This is a genomic window from Bradyrhizobium sp. USDA 4503 (genome assembly GCF_054055815.1).
The window spans coordinates 493,534-506,287 of sequence record NZ_JBSRXS010000001.1 but is presented as its reverse complement, the minus strand read 5'-3'; the positions used below and the strand labels follow the sequence as shown (position 1 = coordinate 506,287).

Sequence of the window (12,754 nt, the reverse complement as noted above, 5' to 3'; positions counted from 1 at the left end):
ACCACACATGTGCCGCGCACTCGCATCGTGAGCGACTATCCGTCGCAGCATCGCATCGCCTGCGCGTGACCGTTGACATAGATCAAGGCTCGTAACCGGTCGCCGATCATGCTGCGCGCGATTGCGCAGGCAACGGAGCCTGTCGCCTCCATTCCAACAGCACGCATCGCCCCCGGGAGTGTCAAATGGCCGATCTTCTGACCCTGAAGAAATTCGAGGCGTTGAGCCCCTTCGAGATCAAGGACGAGCTGATCAACCTCGCCAAGAGCAATTCGAAGCGGAGCCAGATGCCGTTCCTGAACGCCGGGCGGGGCAATCCGAACTGGGTGGCCACGACGCCGCGCGAAGGCTTCTTCCTGCTGGGACAATTCGCCATCACCGAGAGCAAGCGGGTGATGGAGCACCCGGCGGGCATCGGCGGCATGCCCCAGGCAAGCGGCATCGCCGGCCGGTTCGAAGCCTGGCTCAAGCAGCACAAGGACATGCCGGGTGCGAGCTTCCTGACCGAGATGCTGCCCTTTGCGGTCAAGAAATTCGGCTTCGACCCGGACGCCTTCGTCCACGAGCTGGTCGATTCGATCATCGGCGACAATTACCCGGTGCCGGACCGCATGCTGGTGCACAACGAAAAGATCGTGCACGAATACCTGATGTGGGCGGTTTGCGGCGAGCCCCGACCGGCCGGAAAATTCGACATCTATGCGGTCGAGGGCGGCACGGCGGCGATGTGCTACCTCTTCAAGTCGCTGAAGGCCAACCGGCTGCTGGTGCCCGGCGATACGATCGCGTTGGCGACGCCGATTTTCACGCCCTACATCGAGATGACGCACCTGGAAGACTACGACCTGAAGGTGGTTCAGATCAGGGCTCCGCAGGAGAACAAGTTCCAGTTCACCGACGAGGAAATCAAGAAGCTGGAGGATCCGAAGATCAAGGCCTTCTTCGTGGTCAATCCGTCCAACCCTCCGGGGATGGCGTTGAGCAAGGAGACGGTTGCCAAGCTGGCCAATCTGGTCAGGACCAAGCGCCCCGACCTGATGATCCTCACCGACGACGTCTACGGCACCTTCGTGCACGGGTTCCGTTCGCTGCTGGGCGAGCTGCCGCACAACACCATCGGCGTCTACTCCTATTCGAAGTATTTCGGCTGCACGGGATGGCGGCTCGGCGCGATCGCCATCCACGAGGACAACATCTTCGACAAGATGATCGCCAAGCTCCCGGACGGGGCCGTCAAGGCGCTCGACAAGCGCTACGGGCCGCTCACGCTCGAACCGCGCAAGCTCAAGCTGATCGACCGCATCGTCGCCGACAGCCGCGACGTGGCGCTCAATCACACTGCGGGCCTGTCGTTGCCGCAGCAGGTGATGATGAGCCTGTTCTCGCTCGCGGAGATGATGGACGAAAAGAAGGCCTATCAGGCCGCCTGCATGGAGATCGTCAACAAGCGCCTGTGGTCGCTGCTCGACGGCCTCGGGCTTGCCGACAAGCTGACCCCGAATCCGAGCTATGATGCCTACTACGCCCTGATCGATTTCGAGTTCTGGGCCCGAAAGAATATCGGCGACGAGGCGGTTGAATACCTGAAGAAGAACGTCCATCCGCTGGACCTCGCGTTCAGGCTGGCTGAAGCCCACGGGATCGTGCTGTTGAACGGCGGCGGATTCGATGCGCCCGAATGGTCGCTTCGCGTCTCGCTCGCGAACCTGCCCGACGATGTCTATGACGATATCGGGCGAGGCGTTCGGACCATCGCCAGAGGCTATCGCGACGCCTACGAAGCAGCGAAGGGCGCAGCCGCAAAGCGCTGACAGGGCGCTTGCCGCACTTCGGACATTTGGTCCGGTAGCCGCCAAAATTAAAAGAAAGGCCCCGGCAAGAATGCCGGGGCCCAAATTACATCCATGGAGGGAGATCAGTATCTCGCGACGACCGGCCCGCCGAACCGATAGTTCAGGCGGATCGTCAGCAGATCCACATCCTGTCCGATCCGGTTGGCGGCGCCGGCCACGATAGGATTGACCACCGAGAACGTGTTGTTGGCATCGCCCATGAAAAGACGGTCATATTCGAGCCCGACGGACCAGTTCGGGGTGAACCCGTACTCGAAGCCCACGCCGACGGTACCGCCCCAACGGGTCGATGTCGCCGACGCGACCCCGATTCCGCCGACCGTGGTAAAGATGTCATAGCGATTGCTGGTGACCGCTGCACCACCCTTCACGTAGAACAGCGCGGCATCCCAGGCCCAGCCGAGCTGGCCGGTGAAAAGGCCCAGTCCGTCGGTCTTCGTTGTCGTCGAGAACCTCGGATCGATCAGGCTGAGGCGCGAGCTCTTCAGGTCCGCCCAGTCACCCTGCCCTTCCAGGCCGAAGACGAACTGGCCTGCCTGCCAGCGATAGCCGAGTTGTCCGCCGAAAACGCCACCGGAGCGCGAGCTGCACCCGTCGGCCACGACACCTCCCAGGGCGGGGAGGAAATCCCAGCAGGTGCGGCTCTCACCCCAACCGCCATTCGCACCGATATAGAAGCCGGTCCAGTTGTAGACCGGCGGAGGGACCGGCACAGGCGCCGCCTTGACGGCCATGTCAGCCGACAACGCCGGCGTGGCCATGCCGATAATCGCGGCGACAGAAAGCAAAAATCTCTTCATGGAATGATCTCCGGGTCTCTTCGCGTTAATCGAGAAAAGCAGTCCTTGCGCTCGCCCGATCGGGGCAGTGATCGAAGCCTAGATGTGAGTCACGAAAAGGCGCGTGCCAAAATGGCAACACTCAAGGGCAAACCAACACCGTGCTTGGGCTGTGCTTTCAACATTCGGTGCAGCACGAAGCTCGTGCTGCCGGAGAGGAAGCACCGGAGCCGACTCACTGTTCGACGAGCCAATCGGCGATGTTCTGCGAGGGGATCAATTGCCTGGGGAGGTGCGGATTGATGGTGCCGGCAAACACGACCAGCCCTTCGTCCAGTTTTGACCGTGCGAACGCTTTGGCTTCCGATTCAGTAGCAAATGTCCTGGTCTCGCGAGGGCTGCGCGCCCTTCGAGCCAGCAGACCACGTCGGCGAATTTCATAAGTGACATACCAGATGGCCGACACCGCGACACCGGAGAGAGCGAACAGCCCTAGCGACACACCATCTTGCCAGTGGCCGCGCCTTGACCTCGGTCAAGCGCCCGGACCGTAAAAATACGGGAGCCGCGGCCCGCATTGAGGGACAGCCGGTTCGATCGGAAGCGCCAGCGAACCGCGACGAGCCTGCCGACCGTCGGCATTGCCGACGCGAAGGACAAGAATGCCCTCCAAGGCTCGCGCGATCGCAGCGACGATGATCAGCGCCAGTTCTTTTGCATCGCATTCATTACGGTGTCCGCCTTGTGCGACTTGCAGTACTTGCCGATAACCTTGCCGTTCCGCTCGACGTAGCGAAAATCGACGACGGTCAGGTTCTTCGATGCGCTGAAATAGCCTGACATCCAGGAGCTGATCAGCGTTTGTCGTTCCTGATCCGCCTCCAGCAATTGCTTGCAGGTAATGAGGGACAGATCGACGACGACTTGCGCTTTGGCCACGACGCTGGTGGCGAGGAGTGCAACGGTCGCAACGGCAAGGATCGATGGTTTCATTGTTATCTTCCAACCCTGTTTGATCACTGGCCGGCCGTAGAGCGCTCAAGGCCAGCCATCACGGTCTGAGTGGGATTAATCGCGCACCACGCCTTCACGCTTGCGACATTTCGCGCATACGCGTTGAGATCGACAAAGACGTATCCCTTCTTTTGATTGAACCAGCCGCTCATCCAGGCAGAAAATACGGAAGAATCGCCCGGGGACATGGCGAGGTACTGCGAGCAGGTTATCCGCGCCATATCGATGCTGGTCTGCGCTTGCAGCGGACCCGACAACGCCGCGCCGGCAAGAGCCAGGCACACAGTGATTTTGTTCATTCGATTTCTCCCAAGCTCCGTGCACAGTGATTTCTATCCGGCGATCTGCGCCCTCACTGACAGACAAGGACCGGAGTCCTTGCTTGCGTCAGCACCTTGTTTGTCACACTGCCGATGAGAAGCTTGGAGAGCCCGCTGCGCCCGTGCGATGACATAACGATGAGATCGCAGCCCTTATCCTCGGCTGCCGCGATGATGGCTTGATGGGGTTGCCCGCTCTCGGCCTGGCTTGTCTCGCAGGGAACGCCGGCCTCCCTGGCCGCGTGTGCGGCACGATCCAGCGCGCTCGTGGCCTCTTCCTTGCGTATCTCGGCAAATCTCGCGAGCAGCTCACGGTACCGTCCTCCGATTTCAGAGAGCGGCTCAACGACGAAGATGACCGATACCTTGGCTCCGAGGGATTTCGCCAGCGCCAACCCGTGCTTCACCCCATGCTCCGCCAGTTCCGACCCATCTGTCGGAATGAGAATGTGCCGGTACATGCTTAGACCTCCCGGTTATCTGGATGACGTATCGCCCCCCGTCAGGTGCAAGCTGCACCTGCGCCTCGGACCCGGCCTTGAGATAGATCAATCCATCGCTCGGCGCCGCACCCCGGACGCCGGTCGTCGCTCGGCGGAGGCAGCTTCCACCTGCGGCCATCTGAGGCAGGGCGAATCGAGCCCGAGCTCAGCGCAGCGAAATCGTGAGCCCGCCCAGATTGGCGGCAAATTCCAGCCCTGCCTTCGGCCCTTTGAGCATCAGAACCACGCCGTGTTCATTTCGCAGGCTCACCCCGCCTACGCCACCAGCCCATGCGCCACCTGCTCCGACCAGCGCGTAGCTGCCGGCGAAATCGTTGACGTCCCTGATGCCTGAGGCGGTGCCCTCCAGCCAGGTCACCGACGCACCGGCACTCACGCCGAGGCTGAAGCCGGACGCGATGAACCGATAGTGCCGCCCGCGGTAGGTCAACGTGCCGCTGCCGCCGCCGCCGCCCACGACGAGCGCCGCCTTCACGAACTTGACCTGGACGTGGCCAACGGCCTGCGCGAAGCATGGCGCGACCAAGAGGTCCATCGCGACAAGCGCCAGTACGACGGAACGGATCATGGATCGCGTCAACACAGCCCCCTCCTCGCTCAGGGATTTGCCGGATCCACTTTCTTCCAGGTCTGATCCGGATCGAAAACGATCATGCGCTTGGCGAGGAAATCGGTGCGTGAGCCGAGATCCTTTTGATAGACCGTGCCTGCGTGGTTGACCAGGAAGGTCATGACGCCGGAATTGCCGTATTCGGCGGGATAGGCGACCAGCGCGAATCCACCGATCATCTTGCCCTTCACGACATAGTTCAGCGCGCCGCCCGGGGCGTCGGAGCCCTGTGCCTTCAGAATCCGATAGTAGTAGCCGTGGTACGGCATGCTCTGCTCGCCGACCTTGTAGCCTTCCGCGGCGGCCTGGGCCGCCAGTTCGCCGAGCGGGCTTGGATCCTTGTCGTCGCGCCAGAACAACCCGTCCGTCTTGCCCGGCCTGCTGACGATGCGCTGCGCATAGGCGCCCACACCCTCGCCACGATCCTTCTCTGCGTATTCGTTCTGTGCGTCGACATAGGCAAGACTGGTCTGGATCGCGGCCAGCTCATTGCGGCCGATCCTGCGGTAGAGGATTTCGCGCCGCCCCGCGGCGGCGTCGAAACTCCAGCCGTCATTGTTGTTGACGAGCGGGATCGGGAACGGGAAATCGTCCCTCCCCAGAATCAAGGTGGCCTTCTTGTTGCCGTCAGCCTTGATCGAATGCTTGGCGTCGTAGGCAGAAAGAAAGCTCTCTCGCGCATTGGCGTCGGCGACATCGTCGCCCGACTCGATGATATCGGCGGCATCGCGGCCCAGCACCTTCAGCATCGCCCGGCTGGTGCCGGCCTTGACGGCGGTTGCCAAGGCGGACGCCGCGTCTTCCGGATTGGGGAAGCCTTGCTGGGCGCGTGCCGGAGACAGCAGCAAGGCGAGTGCTGTTGCCGCGGCCATGCCGATGGAGGCAATACGATCCAGTCGCGAGTATGAGGGGCCTGTCATCGTGATGCCTCCGACGGGGATGGAGTCTTCGCGCCGGCCGCAAGCCAGTCGTTGTAGCTGCGGAACTTGAGCCCAAGCTTGTCGTAATAGACCCTGAGATAGCCGTCGGCGCCGCGCGTCACCGCCGCCGGCATGACCTGCTCGACCTCCTGCGCCATCACGCCGACATAGGCTTTCCTGCTACCGAGATAGCTGAAGCGATAGTAGCCGAGGCCGTTGGCGAGATGTCCAAGCAGTTCGATATCGTGCTTGAGCGCGATGTCGGAGCGTCGTCCACCGCCACCGCCGCCGCGGAAGCCGCCACCTCCGCCACCACCGCGGAAGCCGCCTCCGCCGCCCCCGCCACGGCCGGCAAAACTTGCGCCGCCGCCGCCGCGTGGCATGCTGGCCATGCTCGATCGCCCGCGCGCCGATGCCGCCGCAGCTGCCCGCCCGGACGATACGTTCATGGCGCCACCGCGACTGCCACCGCCACGATTCGCCGCTGCTGCGCGGTTACCGGCATTGCCGCGGTTGGCGGCCTTGGCGCGATCGCCGCCGCCCTTGGCCTTGTTGCCGGCACCGGCGCGGTCGCCGCCCTTGGCGCGATCGGCGGCACCGGCACGGTCACCGCCTTTGCCGCGATCGCCCGCACGGTCTCCGGCGCGGTCGCCCGCACGGTCGCCGCCGCGGTCTCCTGCCCGGTCACCTGCGCGATCTGCACCCTGGCGATCGCCCGGATTGAGAACCTGCTGACCGTCACGGCCGCGAAAGTTCATCCGATCGCTGGCACCGGCCCGATTGGCGTTGCCGCCGAAGCGCTGCTGGACATTGCTGTTGTTGTAGCGAACGCCCTGGCGATGCGCCGGATTGTGCTGCCAGCCATTTGCGATGTTGGTGGTCCGATGATTGACATAGACGTTGCGATTGCCCCAGTTGAAGCCGCCGCCCCAATAATTGCCCCAGCGCCCGATCGCCCAGCCGGCGCCGAAGGCAAGACCTGCCGCGATCACCCCGGCGCCGATATAGGACGGATAGCCGAAATAATAGGGCGGATAGTCTGCATAGGGCCACGCGCCATAGACCGTCGCGGGATCGTAATAGGGAACGTAGACGGTGTTCGGATCGGTCTGCTCGATGACGATGACCTGCTTGCTCTCCTGGGTCTGGACGCTGACCTTCTGCTGCTTGGTCGTCACCAGCTTGTTGTTGGCCTGCGCCTTGCTGCGCAGCCGCTGGATCGCATCCATGACGTCGGGCTGCTGCGCCAGCACGGCATCGCCCAGACTCTTCGTCCAATCGATCTTGTCGCTCATCATCGCGAGCACGTCGGCGGTGCTGGTGAGCGCCTTCACGCTGTCATCCCAGGCCTGCTTGTCGACCTCGGCCTTCAGCGCATCCCCTTTCAGGCTCTTGCGCTCCTTGAGCCAGCGATCGGCCTGCACGACCTCGAGCGGATAGGTCGACGCCGCCAGCACGTTGGCGAGCAGCGAGTCCGGGTAGAGCGCGATCGGCGCCACCAGGGCTTCCAGCTGTTCCGGCTTCAGGAGCTGATCGGTCGGCTGGGTTGCCGCAGCCGGCTGGCTAGCCTGGGCGGGCGGGCTGGTCTGGGCGGGCGGCTTGTCAGCCGTTTGCGCGAATGCGGCAACGGACGTCACCGACACCAGCACAACCGCGAGCAGAATCTTGCCCCAACGGAACATCGCGACCTCCATCGACACCAACGGTCGACAGCATCGGCCACGATCCCCTCCCCTCCTTGATCGAGATCAAGGAAACTGTCCTTCGACTCAGCTTTCGACCTGGCTTCCGGCCAGGCCCGGCTGTCGCGACGCAAGGTGGATGCGGCGGTCGTGAATCAGGTTCTCGAGCCGATGGGCCGCAACGTTCACCGCCGTGACGGCACGCTCGGCCTTGTCGTCCGCGACCGGCTGCTCGCGCTGCGTACGCAGCACCTGATCGATTTCGCGCTCGATCTCTTCGAGATCCGACACACGCCTGGCCATCCGAATTCGCCCTGCCAATGCATAAAGCGTGTCGAGCGCCTCCTTCCGGCTCGGTGCCTCGCTCGAGCGGAGAAATTTCCACGCCGCCGCGAGCACCGACGCAAGCCCGCCCGCGATCATCGGCGCCAGGAAGATCGCATTGCCCCATTGATCGAGAAAGCTCTCCCTGGTCCCCTCATAGACCGCAGCCGCCCCGGGATGCACGGGAATGTAGGCGCCCGCGTCGGTATCAGGCGTAGCGATCTGGGAGAGCGCCGGCAGTTCGGCGAGCAACTCTCGCCGCGCGTTCATGATCGACTGCGTCAGGTCGCTGATCACGTCATTCCCGAGCTTCTTCTGTGCCACCAGATAAAACGACGTCTGCAGCGTCGTCAGGTCATCGGCAGGAACAGGCGGCGAGCCGCGCAGGGTTCCCTTGGGGACGTCGAAGCTTTCATAGGCGCGCTCTTTCTCGGCGATCGCTCCGGCGGACTCGATGGCGATCATCACCGGGCCGGCTCGCGTGGTGCGCGCGAAGACATTGCGCAGCAGCGAAAGATATTTTTCGGTCAAGGGCATGACGAGCAGAATCGCCCGTACCTCCTTGGTGTCGAGCGCCCGGCGCGCGTCCGCGGGGGCAAGCGGCTTGAACGTCACGCCCGCGCGCGTCAGATCGTATTCGTCGGTCAGCACCTTGATCAGCTTCTGATTGGCTTCGGCGCCGATCACACCGATCGCGACGCGTTTCAACTCCGCCACGTCAGATATCGCAGCGCCGGGCGGCGCGACCAGCAGGACGGTGGCGTGGGCCAACACGATCACGGCCTGGGCCTGCGATAGATCGCCGACGTCTCCACGGACGACCGCGAGGTCCACCTTTCCGGACGCGAATGCCTTGGCGGACTCAAGCGGTCCCGGCGTCTGGACCAGGCTGAGCCGGACTGGTGCTTTCGATTGGGCAAACTTTCCTGCGATCGCCGAGACCAGCCTCCCGGCCTCGCCGTCCAGCGACCCAACCGCGATCGTCAGGGTCGTCGGCCGCTCGTACCAGCGATAGGCAAACAGGCTTGCACCCCCCGCCAAAAGCACAAGGCCGGCCACCAGGGCGATGCGCAATGACCTCGGCAACCTGCTGGGATCCACGGCGCATCACTCGATCGGTTCGGCGCCAGCCGACAACGGTCCGGCGGCGCTGAGCCAGCGCGGGGAGCGGATGCCTCTAGATCTTGCAACGATGATAGTTGACCTCCATTCCCTCGATACCCGGGAATTGGCGCGTAATGGTATCGTCGTCGACGGCCTTAAGGAAGAACTGCACATTCGATACCATGATTCCGGACGCACAACCGACGATGATGTTGATGGTCTGGCCGTCGTCCTTGCGCGATTTGATCTTACAGTTCTCGAACTTGCTCCGGAGGCGATCGGGCTCGGCGATGAATCCGCCGCCATAGACGCCTGAGAAGTTCGTGAAGGTCAGCTGGTTCGCCCTGCCCTTGTGGGCGAACACCTTTCGGCATTGCTCGGCGCTCGTGGCCCAGGCACCCGTGAGATCGAAAGCCTGCGCGTAACCCGGCAATCCGAAGATCACGCCCGTCGCCACGATTGCGCGAAGCTTACGGACCGGTTTCATCTGCTGTCTCCCTGTTCGCACCCGTCAGTGGCCACTAACCACCAGCGTCTTGATCGGCAGCAGCAGAGCCTGGATCCGAAGCAGCAATGCATGAACGAGTGCAGTCGCGTCGACGGCGTGCAGGGCAAAGCCTTTCAACGCCCCGGTTTTCGGATCGGAAATCTCGTCATGGTTGCTGGTGTAGGCATTGACGATGCAAGTGCTGCCCGGCGTCACGCCGTCAAGGCCGCCCTTGTAGAGCGGCTCGAGGAACACGAGGATCGAACCAGGCTGTTGCAGATTCTGCGGGTCGATCAACAGCTCGCTGGCCCGAAACTGGCCGGCGGCGATGAAATCCTGCACGCTGGTGACGACCAGTGGAATGATCACCCAGGGTTTCGACATGCAGGTGGCTTCCGCGACCATGCCGGGCTTCATCACCTGGGCCTCGATCTGCCCGAATCCCGCCTGCAACCTGTTGCGGCCCGCTTCGTCCGGTATCAGGATTCCGGCCGGCCGCATGATCTGGGCGACGAGGTCCCCGGGGCGAACGAGGAATTGCTCGACGCGGCCATCGACGCCGGCACGGACGAAGGTCTTGTCGAGATCCACTTGCGCCTGCGCCCGCGCAGCCTCGGCGCTCGCCTTCTCGGCCGGCAACAGCGTGGAGACGCGCAACGTCGCCGACTCCCTGGCGGCGCTCGCGGCATCGACGCCGGACTGCCGCTGATCAACCAGCACCTGCAGCTTCTCGATGTCACGTTGCGGCACGATGCCGGGATTGCGGCGCTGCAACTCGCTCTTCACCTCCAGCTCGTCCTTGGCCTGCTGCAAGGAGGCCTTCGCCTCCCCGATCTGAGCGTCCGCCTTTACGACGTCGGCCTGCGCCGCGATCAACGACGCATCCACCTCGGCGATCTTTCGCTTGGCGGTCTCGAGCGCGGCCTCCTGCTTCGAACTGTCGAGCCGGAACAGAACGTCCCCCTTCTTCACCGGCGCGGTGAAGCCGACATTGACCTCGACGACACGTCCGGAGCCTTCGGGCAGGATCGGCACGGTCCTGAAGTAGATCGCCGCCGAGGTTGTCGAGGGATGAAAGTAGAAGATCATCGTGATCAGCGAGATCGTGAGCATCAGGCAGCCGGTGATCCCCCATCTCAGTTCATACCAGACAGAGAAGAACGTGATCTCCTTGCCGAACCGCTTGCCTTGCCGATAGCGGCGGTAGAGGTAATCCGGCAGGATCGTCACCAGCGAGCAGATCATCAGCTCAAGCATGGTTGTGCACCTCTTGCTTCGCGGGCGTCCGGACATCGGGACCGCCGCCAGGTCCGGATTCGGCTACCGGTTCGGCACCGCCCGGCGTGGCGTCGGCTATGCGCTCGACGGAATCTGCGATGCTGCGCATCGGCGTGCCGAAATCCGGCAGGTCGATGAGTGCCAGCAACAGGCCGGCGACCCAGAAGATATGCATGTGGGTGAAAAGCGATATCAAGCCGAGAACGGCGACGATCTCAAACTGAAGTTTCTGGCTCTTGTGCGCCATGCGCTCCGGCAGGCTGTGCAGCTTCCAGTACAGAGTGCCAACCCACAAGACGGTGGCTACGAGGAAAATGCCCATCACCACCATCAGGGTGTCCGACCCGTCGGCGCCGGGAATGAAAAACGGCAGATGATGGGGGGCCGCCGGATGCATCTGTTCGCTCAAGCCAAGTCTCCCGGTCGCAATGACACCGCAGGCGAATCCTGATCGACACTGCTGACGATCCTATCGCGCTTGCTTGATCTGGATCAAGGAAGCCGGTCGGCTCATCCCTACCGTTCCGGGGGCAAGGTGGAAGATCGGGTTAGGAGTCCCCAGCCATGCGAAACAAGATCGATGACCTGATCCCGAAGGCGCACGAGATCCAGAAGCAGGCAGCGCTCAAGGAAGCGGAGAAGGCCGAGGAGCATGCCAAGCGTGCGGCTGCTATCGAAGCCGAGAAGCGCGCGTTGATCGAGCGGCTGAGCAAGCCCTCGGGGCTTACCGAGGACGAGAAGGTCAAGCTGGCGTCGACGGTGATTCAGCGGGCGGTGCGCAATGGCTTGAGCGAGGTCCAGGTCTATCGCTTCCCGAACTCGCTGTGCTCCGACAAGGGGCGAGCGATCAATCAGATGGAGGCCGGCTGGGAGAAGACGCTGACGGGTATACCTAAGGAAATATACCAGCTCTGGGCCGACTACTTGCAGCCGCGCGGCTACCGCATCCGCTATCAGATCGTTGATTACCCCGGCGGCATGCCCGGCGACATCGGCATTGTCATTGCCTGGGGTGATTAGTTGAAACGATGGACGGATATCCATGGCGAAAGACAAGCCGACCGAGAAGATGAAGCGCAAGGACTATGAGGAAGAGCTGCAGAAGCTGCAGGCCCAGCTCTGCCAGCTCCAGGATTGGGTACAGGCGAACAAGCTCAGGGTCATCATCCTGTTCGAGGGACGCGATGCGGCCGGCAAGGGCGGAACGATCAAGGCCCTGACCGAGAAGGTCAGCCCGCGCGTGTTTCGCGTGGTCGCCCTGCCCGCGCCCTCGGATCGTGAGAAGTCCCAGCTCTTCATCCAGCGCTACATGCAGCAGTTTCCGGCGGCCGGCGAGATCGTGATCTTCGATCGCAGCTGGTACAATCGCGCGGGCGTCGAATATGTGATGGGGTTCTGCACGCCGGCGGAGCACAAGCGATTCCTTTCCCTCTGCCCGCAGATGGAGCAATACATCATCGAGGGCGGCATCATCCTGATCAAGCTGTGGCTCGAGGTCGGGATGGAGGAGCAGGAGCGCCGCTTCAGGGCGCGGATCGACGATCCGATGCGGCAATGGAAGCTGAGCCCGATGGACACGGAATCCTATCGCCGCTGGTATGATTACTCCCGCGCGCGCGACCTGATGTTCAAGGCGACGAGCTCGAAGCACGCGCCCTGGAACGTCATCCGTTCCGACGACAAGCGGCGGGCGCGGCTGAACTGCATCTCGTTCCTGCTGAAGACAATTCCTCACGGACGGGTCAAGCGCGACAAGGTCAAGCTCCCCAAGCGCTCCAACAAGGGTCGCTACAACGATCAGGCCGGACTGCGCGGAATGAAGTTCGTCGAGGAACGCTACTGAGAGGACAGGCCGCGCAGGACGCGCGGCCGGCCTCCCT

The 12,754-nt window shown here is 62.9% G+C and carries 15 protein-coding genes; 3 read left to right on the top strand and 12 right to left on the bottom strand.

Features of this window, described 5'->3' with window-relative positions; all coding sequences use genetic code 11:
• Nucleotides 1–185: 185 nt before the first annotated feature.
• Nucleotides 186–1,811, top strand: coding sequence for an aspartate 4-decarboxylase (gene aspD / locus ACVMIH_RS02340; RefSeq protein ID WP_456860593.1), 1,626 nt, complete (start codon nt 186–188; stop codon nt 1,809–1,811).
• 104 nt (nt 1,812–1,915) lie between these two features.
• Here aspD and ACVMIH_RS02335 read toward each other — a convergent pair whose 3' ends face one another.
• The 12 genes from ACVMIH_RS02335 to ACVMIH_RS02280 all read right to left on the bottom strand — a co-directional run bounded on the left by ACVMIH_RS02335 (nt 1,916) and on the right by ACVMIH_RS02280 (nt 11,283).
• A complete protein-coding gene (locus ACVMIH_RS02335; RefSeq protein ID WP_057017159.1) occupies nt 1,916–2,653 on the bottom strand; it encodes an outer membrane protein in 738 nt (245 codons plus the stop codon).
• Nucleotides 2,654–2,867: 214 nt separating this feature from the next.
• Nucleotides 2,868–3,098: a hypothetical protein gene (locus tag ACVMIH_RS02330; protein WP_168856871.1), complete on the bottom strand. Its 231-nt coding sequence runs from the start codon at nt 3,096–3,098 to the stop codon at nt 2,868–2,870.
• Between the two features lie 233 nt (nt 3,099–3,331).
• Nucleotides 3,332–3,625, bottom strand: a complete 294-nt coding sequence (locus tag ACVMIH_RS02325) for an HdeA/HdeB family chaperone (RefSeq protein ID WP_076826336.1) — start codon at nt 3,623–3,625, stop codon at nt 3,332–3,334.
• A 23-nt stretch (nt 3,626–3,648) separates the two neighbouring features.
• On the bottom strand, nt 3,649–3,945 hold the full coding sequence (locus ACVMIH_RS02320) for an HdeA/HdeB family chaperone (protein WP_168856810.1): 297 nt from the start codon (nt 3,943–3,945) through the stop codon (nt 3,649–3,651).
• A gap of 53 nt (nt 3,946–3,998) precedes the next feature.
• Entirely contained in the window at nt 3,999–4,427 is a 429-nt protein-coding gene (locus ACVMIH_RS02315) for a universal stress protein (RefSeq protein ID WP_168856811.1), read from the bottom strand.
• 187 nt (nt 4,428–4,614) lie between these two features.
• Nucleotides 4,615–5,037 (bottom strand): hypothetical protein, encoded by a 423-nt coding sequence (locus ACVMIH_RS02310; protein WP_233475530.1) that lies wholly within the window; start codon nt 5,035–5,037, stop codon nt 4,615–4,617.
• Nucleotides 5,038–5,066: 29 nt separating this feature from the next.
• Nucleotides 5,067–5,951 (bottom strand): DUF2950 domain-containing protein, encoded by an 885-nt coding sequence (locus ACVMIH_RS02305; RefSeq protein WP_316397287.1) that lies wholly within the window; start codon nt 5,949–5,951, stop codon nt 5,067–5,069.
• A 44-nt stretch (nt 5,952–5,995) separates the two neighbouring features.
• Nucleotides 5,996–7,681 carry a DUF3300 domain-containing protein gene (locus ACVMIH_RS02300; RefSeq protein ID WP_456860592.1) on the bottom strand — a complete coding sequence of 562 codons (1,686 nt, stop codon included), beginning with the start codon at nt 7,679–7,681 and terminating at the stop codon, nt 5,996–5,998.
• Between the two features lie 87 nt (nt 7,682–7,768).
• Nucleotides 7,769–9,091, bottom strand: coding sequence for a TAXI family TRAP transporter solute-binding subunit (locus ACVMIH_RS02295; RefSeq protein ID WP_456860590.1), 1,323 nt, complete (start codon nt 9,089–9,091; stop codon nt 7,769–7,771).
• Between the two features lie 91 nt (nt 9,092–9,182).
• Nucleotides 9,183–9,596, bottom strand: coding sequence for a hypothetical protein (locus tag ACVMIH_RS02290; RefSeq protein ID WP_057017153.1), 414 nt, complete (start codon nt 9,594–9,596; stop codon nt 9,183–9,185).
• 24 nt (nt 9,597–9,620) lie between these two features.
• Nucleotides 9,621–10,853 (bottom strand): HlyD family secretion protein, encoded by a 1,233-nt coding sequence (locus ACVMIH_RS02285; protein ID WP_057017152.1) that lies wholly within the window; start codon nt 10,851–10,853, stop codon nt 9,621–9,623.
• Nucleotides 10,846–11,283, bottom strand: a complete 438-nt coding sequence (locus tag ACVMIH_RS02280) for a hypothetical protein (protein WP_456860588.1) — start codon at nt 11,281–11,283, stop codon at nt 10,846–10,848. Before ACVMIH_RS02280 ends, ACVMIH_RS02285 begins: the two co-directional genes overlap by 8 nt.
• A gap of 155 nt (nt 11,284–11,438) precedes the next feature.
• Between ACVMIH_RS02280 and ACVMIH_RS02275 the strand changes: the two genes are divergently transcribed.
• Together ACVMIH_RS02275 and ppk2 are read left to right on the top strand one after the other, a co-directional pair.
• Nucleotides 11,439–11,894, top strand: a complete 456-nt coding sequence (locus tag ACVMIH_RS02275; RefSeq protein ID WP_057017151.1) for a hypothetical protein — start codon at nt 11,439–11,441, stop codon at nt 11,892–11,894.
• Between the two features lie 22 nt (nt 11,895–11,916).
• The gene (gene ppk2 / locus ACVMIH_RS02270) at nt 11,917–12,717 is read left to right on the top strand and encodes a polyphosphate kinase 2 (RefSeq protein ID WP_057017150.1); all 801 of its coding nucleotides are present in this window, start codon (nt 11,917–11,919) and stop codon (nt 12,715–12,717) included.
• Nucleotides 12,718–12,754: the final 37 nt, after the last annotated feature.

Excerpts from the sequence above, each read along its gene's own strand:
- aspD (WP_456860593.1), top strand. The coding sequence starts at position 186 with ATGGCCGATCTTCTGACCCTGAAGAAATTCGAGGCGTTGAGCCCCTTC.
- ACVMIH_RS02325 (WP_076826336.1), bottom strand. The coding sequence starts at position 3,625 with ATGAAACCATCGATCCTTGCCGTTGCGACCGTTGCACTCCTCGCCACC.
- ACVMIH_RS02305 (WP_316397287.1), bottom strand. The coding sequence starts at position 5,951 with ATGGCCGCGGCAACAGCACTCGCCTTGCTGCTGTCTCCGGCACGCGCC.
- ACVMIH_RS02315 (WP_168856811.1), bottom strand. The coding sequence starts at position 4,427 with ATGTACCGGCACATTCTCATTCCGACAGATGGGTCGGAACTGGCGGAG.
- ACVMIH_RS02320 (WP_168856810.1), bottom strand. The coding sequence starts at position 3,945 with ATGAACAAAATCACTGTGTGCCTGGCTCTTGCCGGCGCGGCGTTGTCG.
- ACVMIH_RS02290 (WP_057017153.1), bottom strand. The coding sequence starts at position 9,596 with ATGAAACCGGTCCGTAAGCTTCGCGCAATCGTGGCGACGGGCGTGATC.
- ACVMIH_RS02310 (WP_233475530.1), bottom strand. The coding sequence starts at position 5,037 with ATGATCCGTTCCGTCGTACTGGCGCTTGTCGCGATGGACCTCTTGGTC.
- ppk2 (WP_057017150.1), top strand. The coding sequence starts at position 11,917 with ATGGCGAAAGACAAGCCGACCGAGAAGATGAAGCGCAAGGACTATGAG.
- ACVMIH_RS02335 (WP_057017159.1), bottom strand. The coding sequence starts at position 2,653 with ATGAAGAGATTTTTGCTTTCTGTCGCCGCGATTATCGGCATGGCCACG.
- ACVMIH_RS02275 (WP_057017151.1), top strand. The coding sequence starts at position 11,439 with ATGCGAAACAAGATCGATGACCTGATCCCGAAGGCGCACGAGATCCAG.
- ACVMIH_RS02300 (WP_456860592.1), bottom strand. The coding sequence starts at position 7,681 with ATGTTCCGTTGGGGCAAGATTCTGCTCGCGGTTGTGCTGGTGTCGGTG.
- ACVMIH_RS02285 (WP_057017152.1), bottom strand. The coding sequence starts at position 10,853 with ATGCTTGAGCTGATGATCTGCTCGCTGGTGACGATCCTGCCGGATTAC.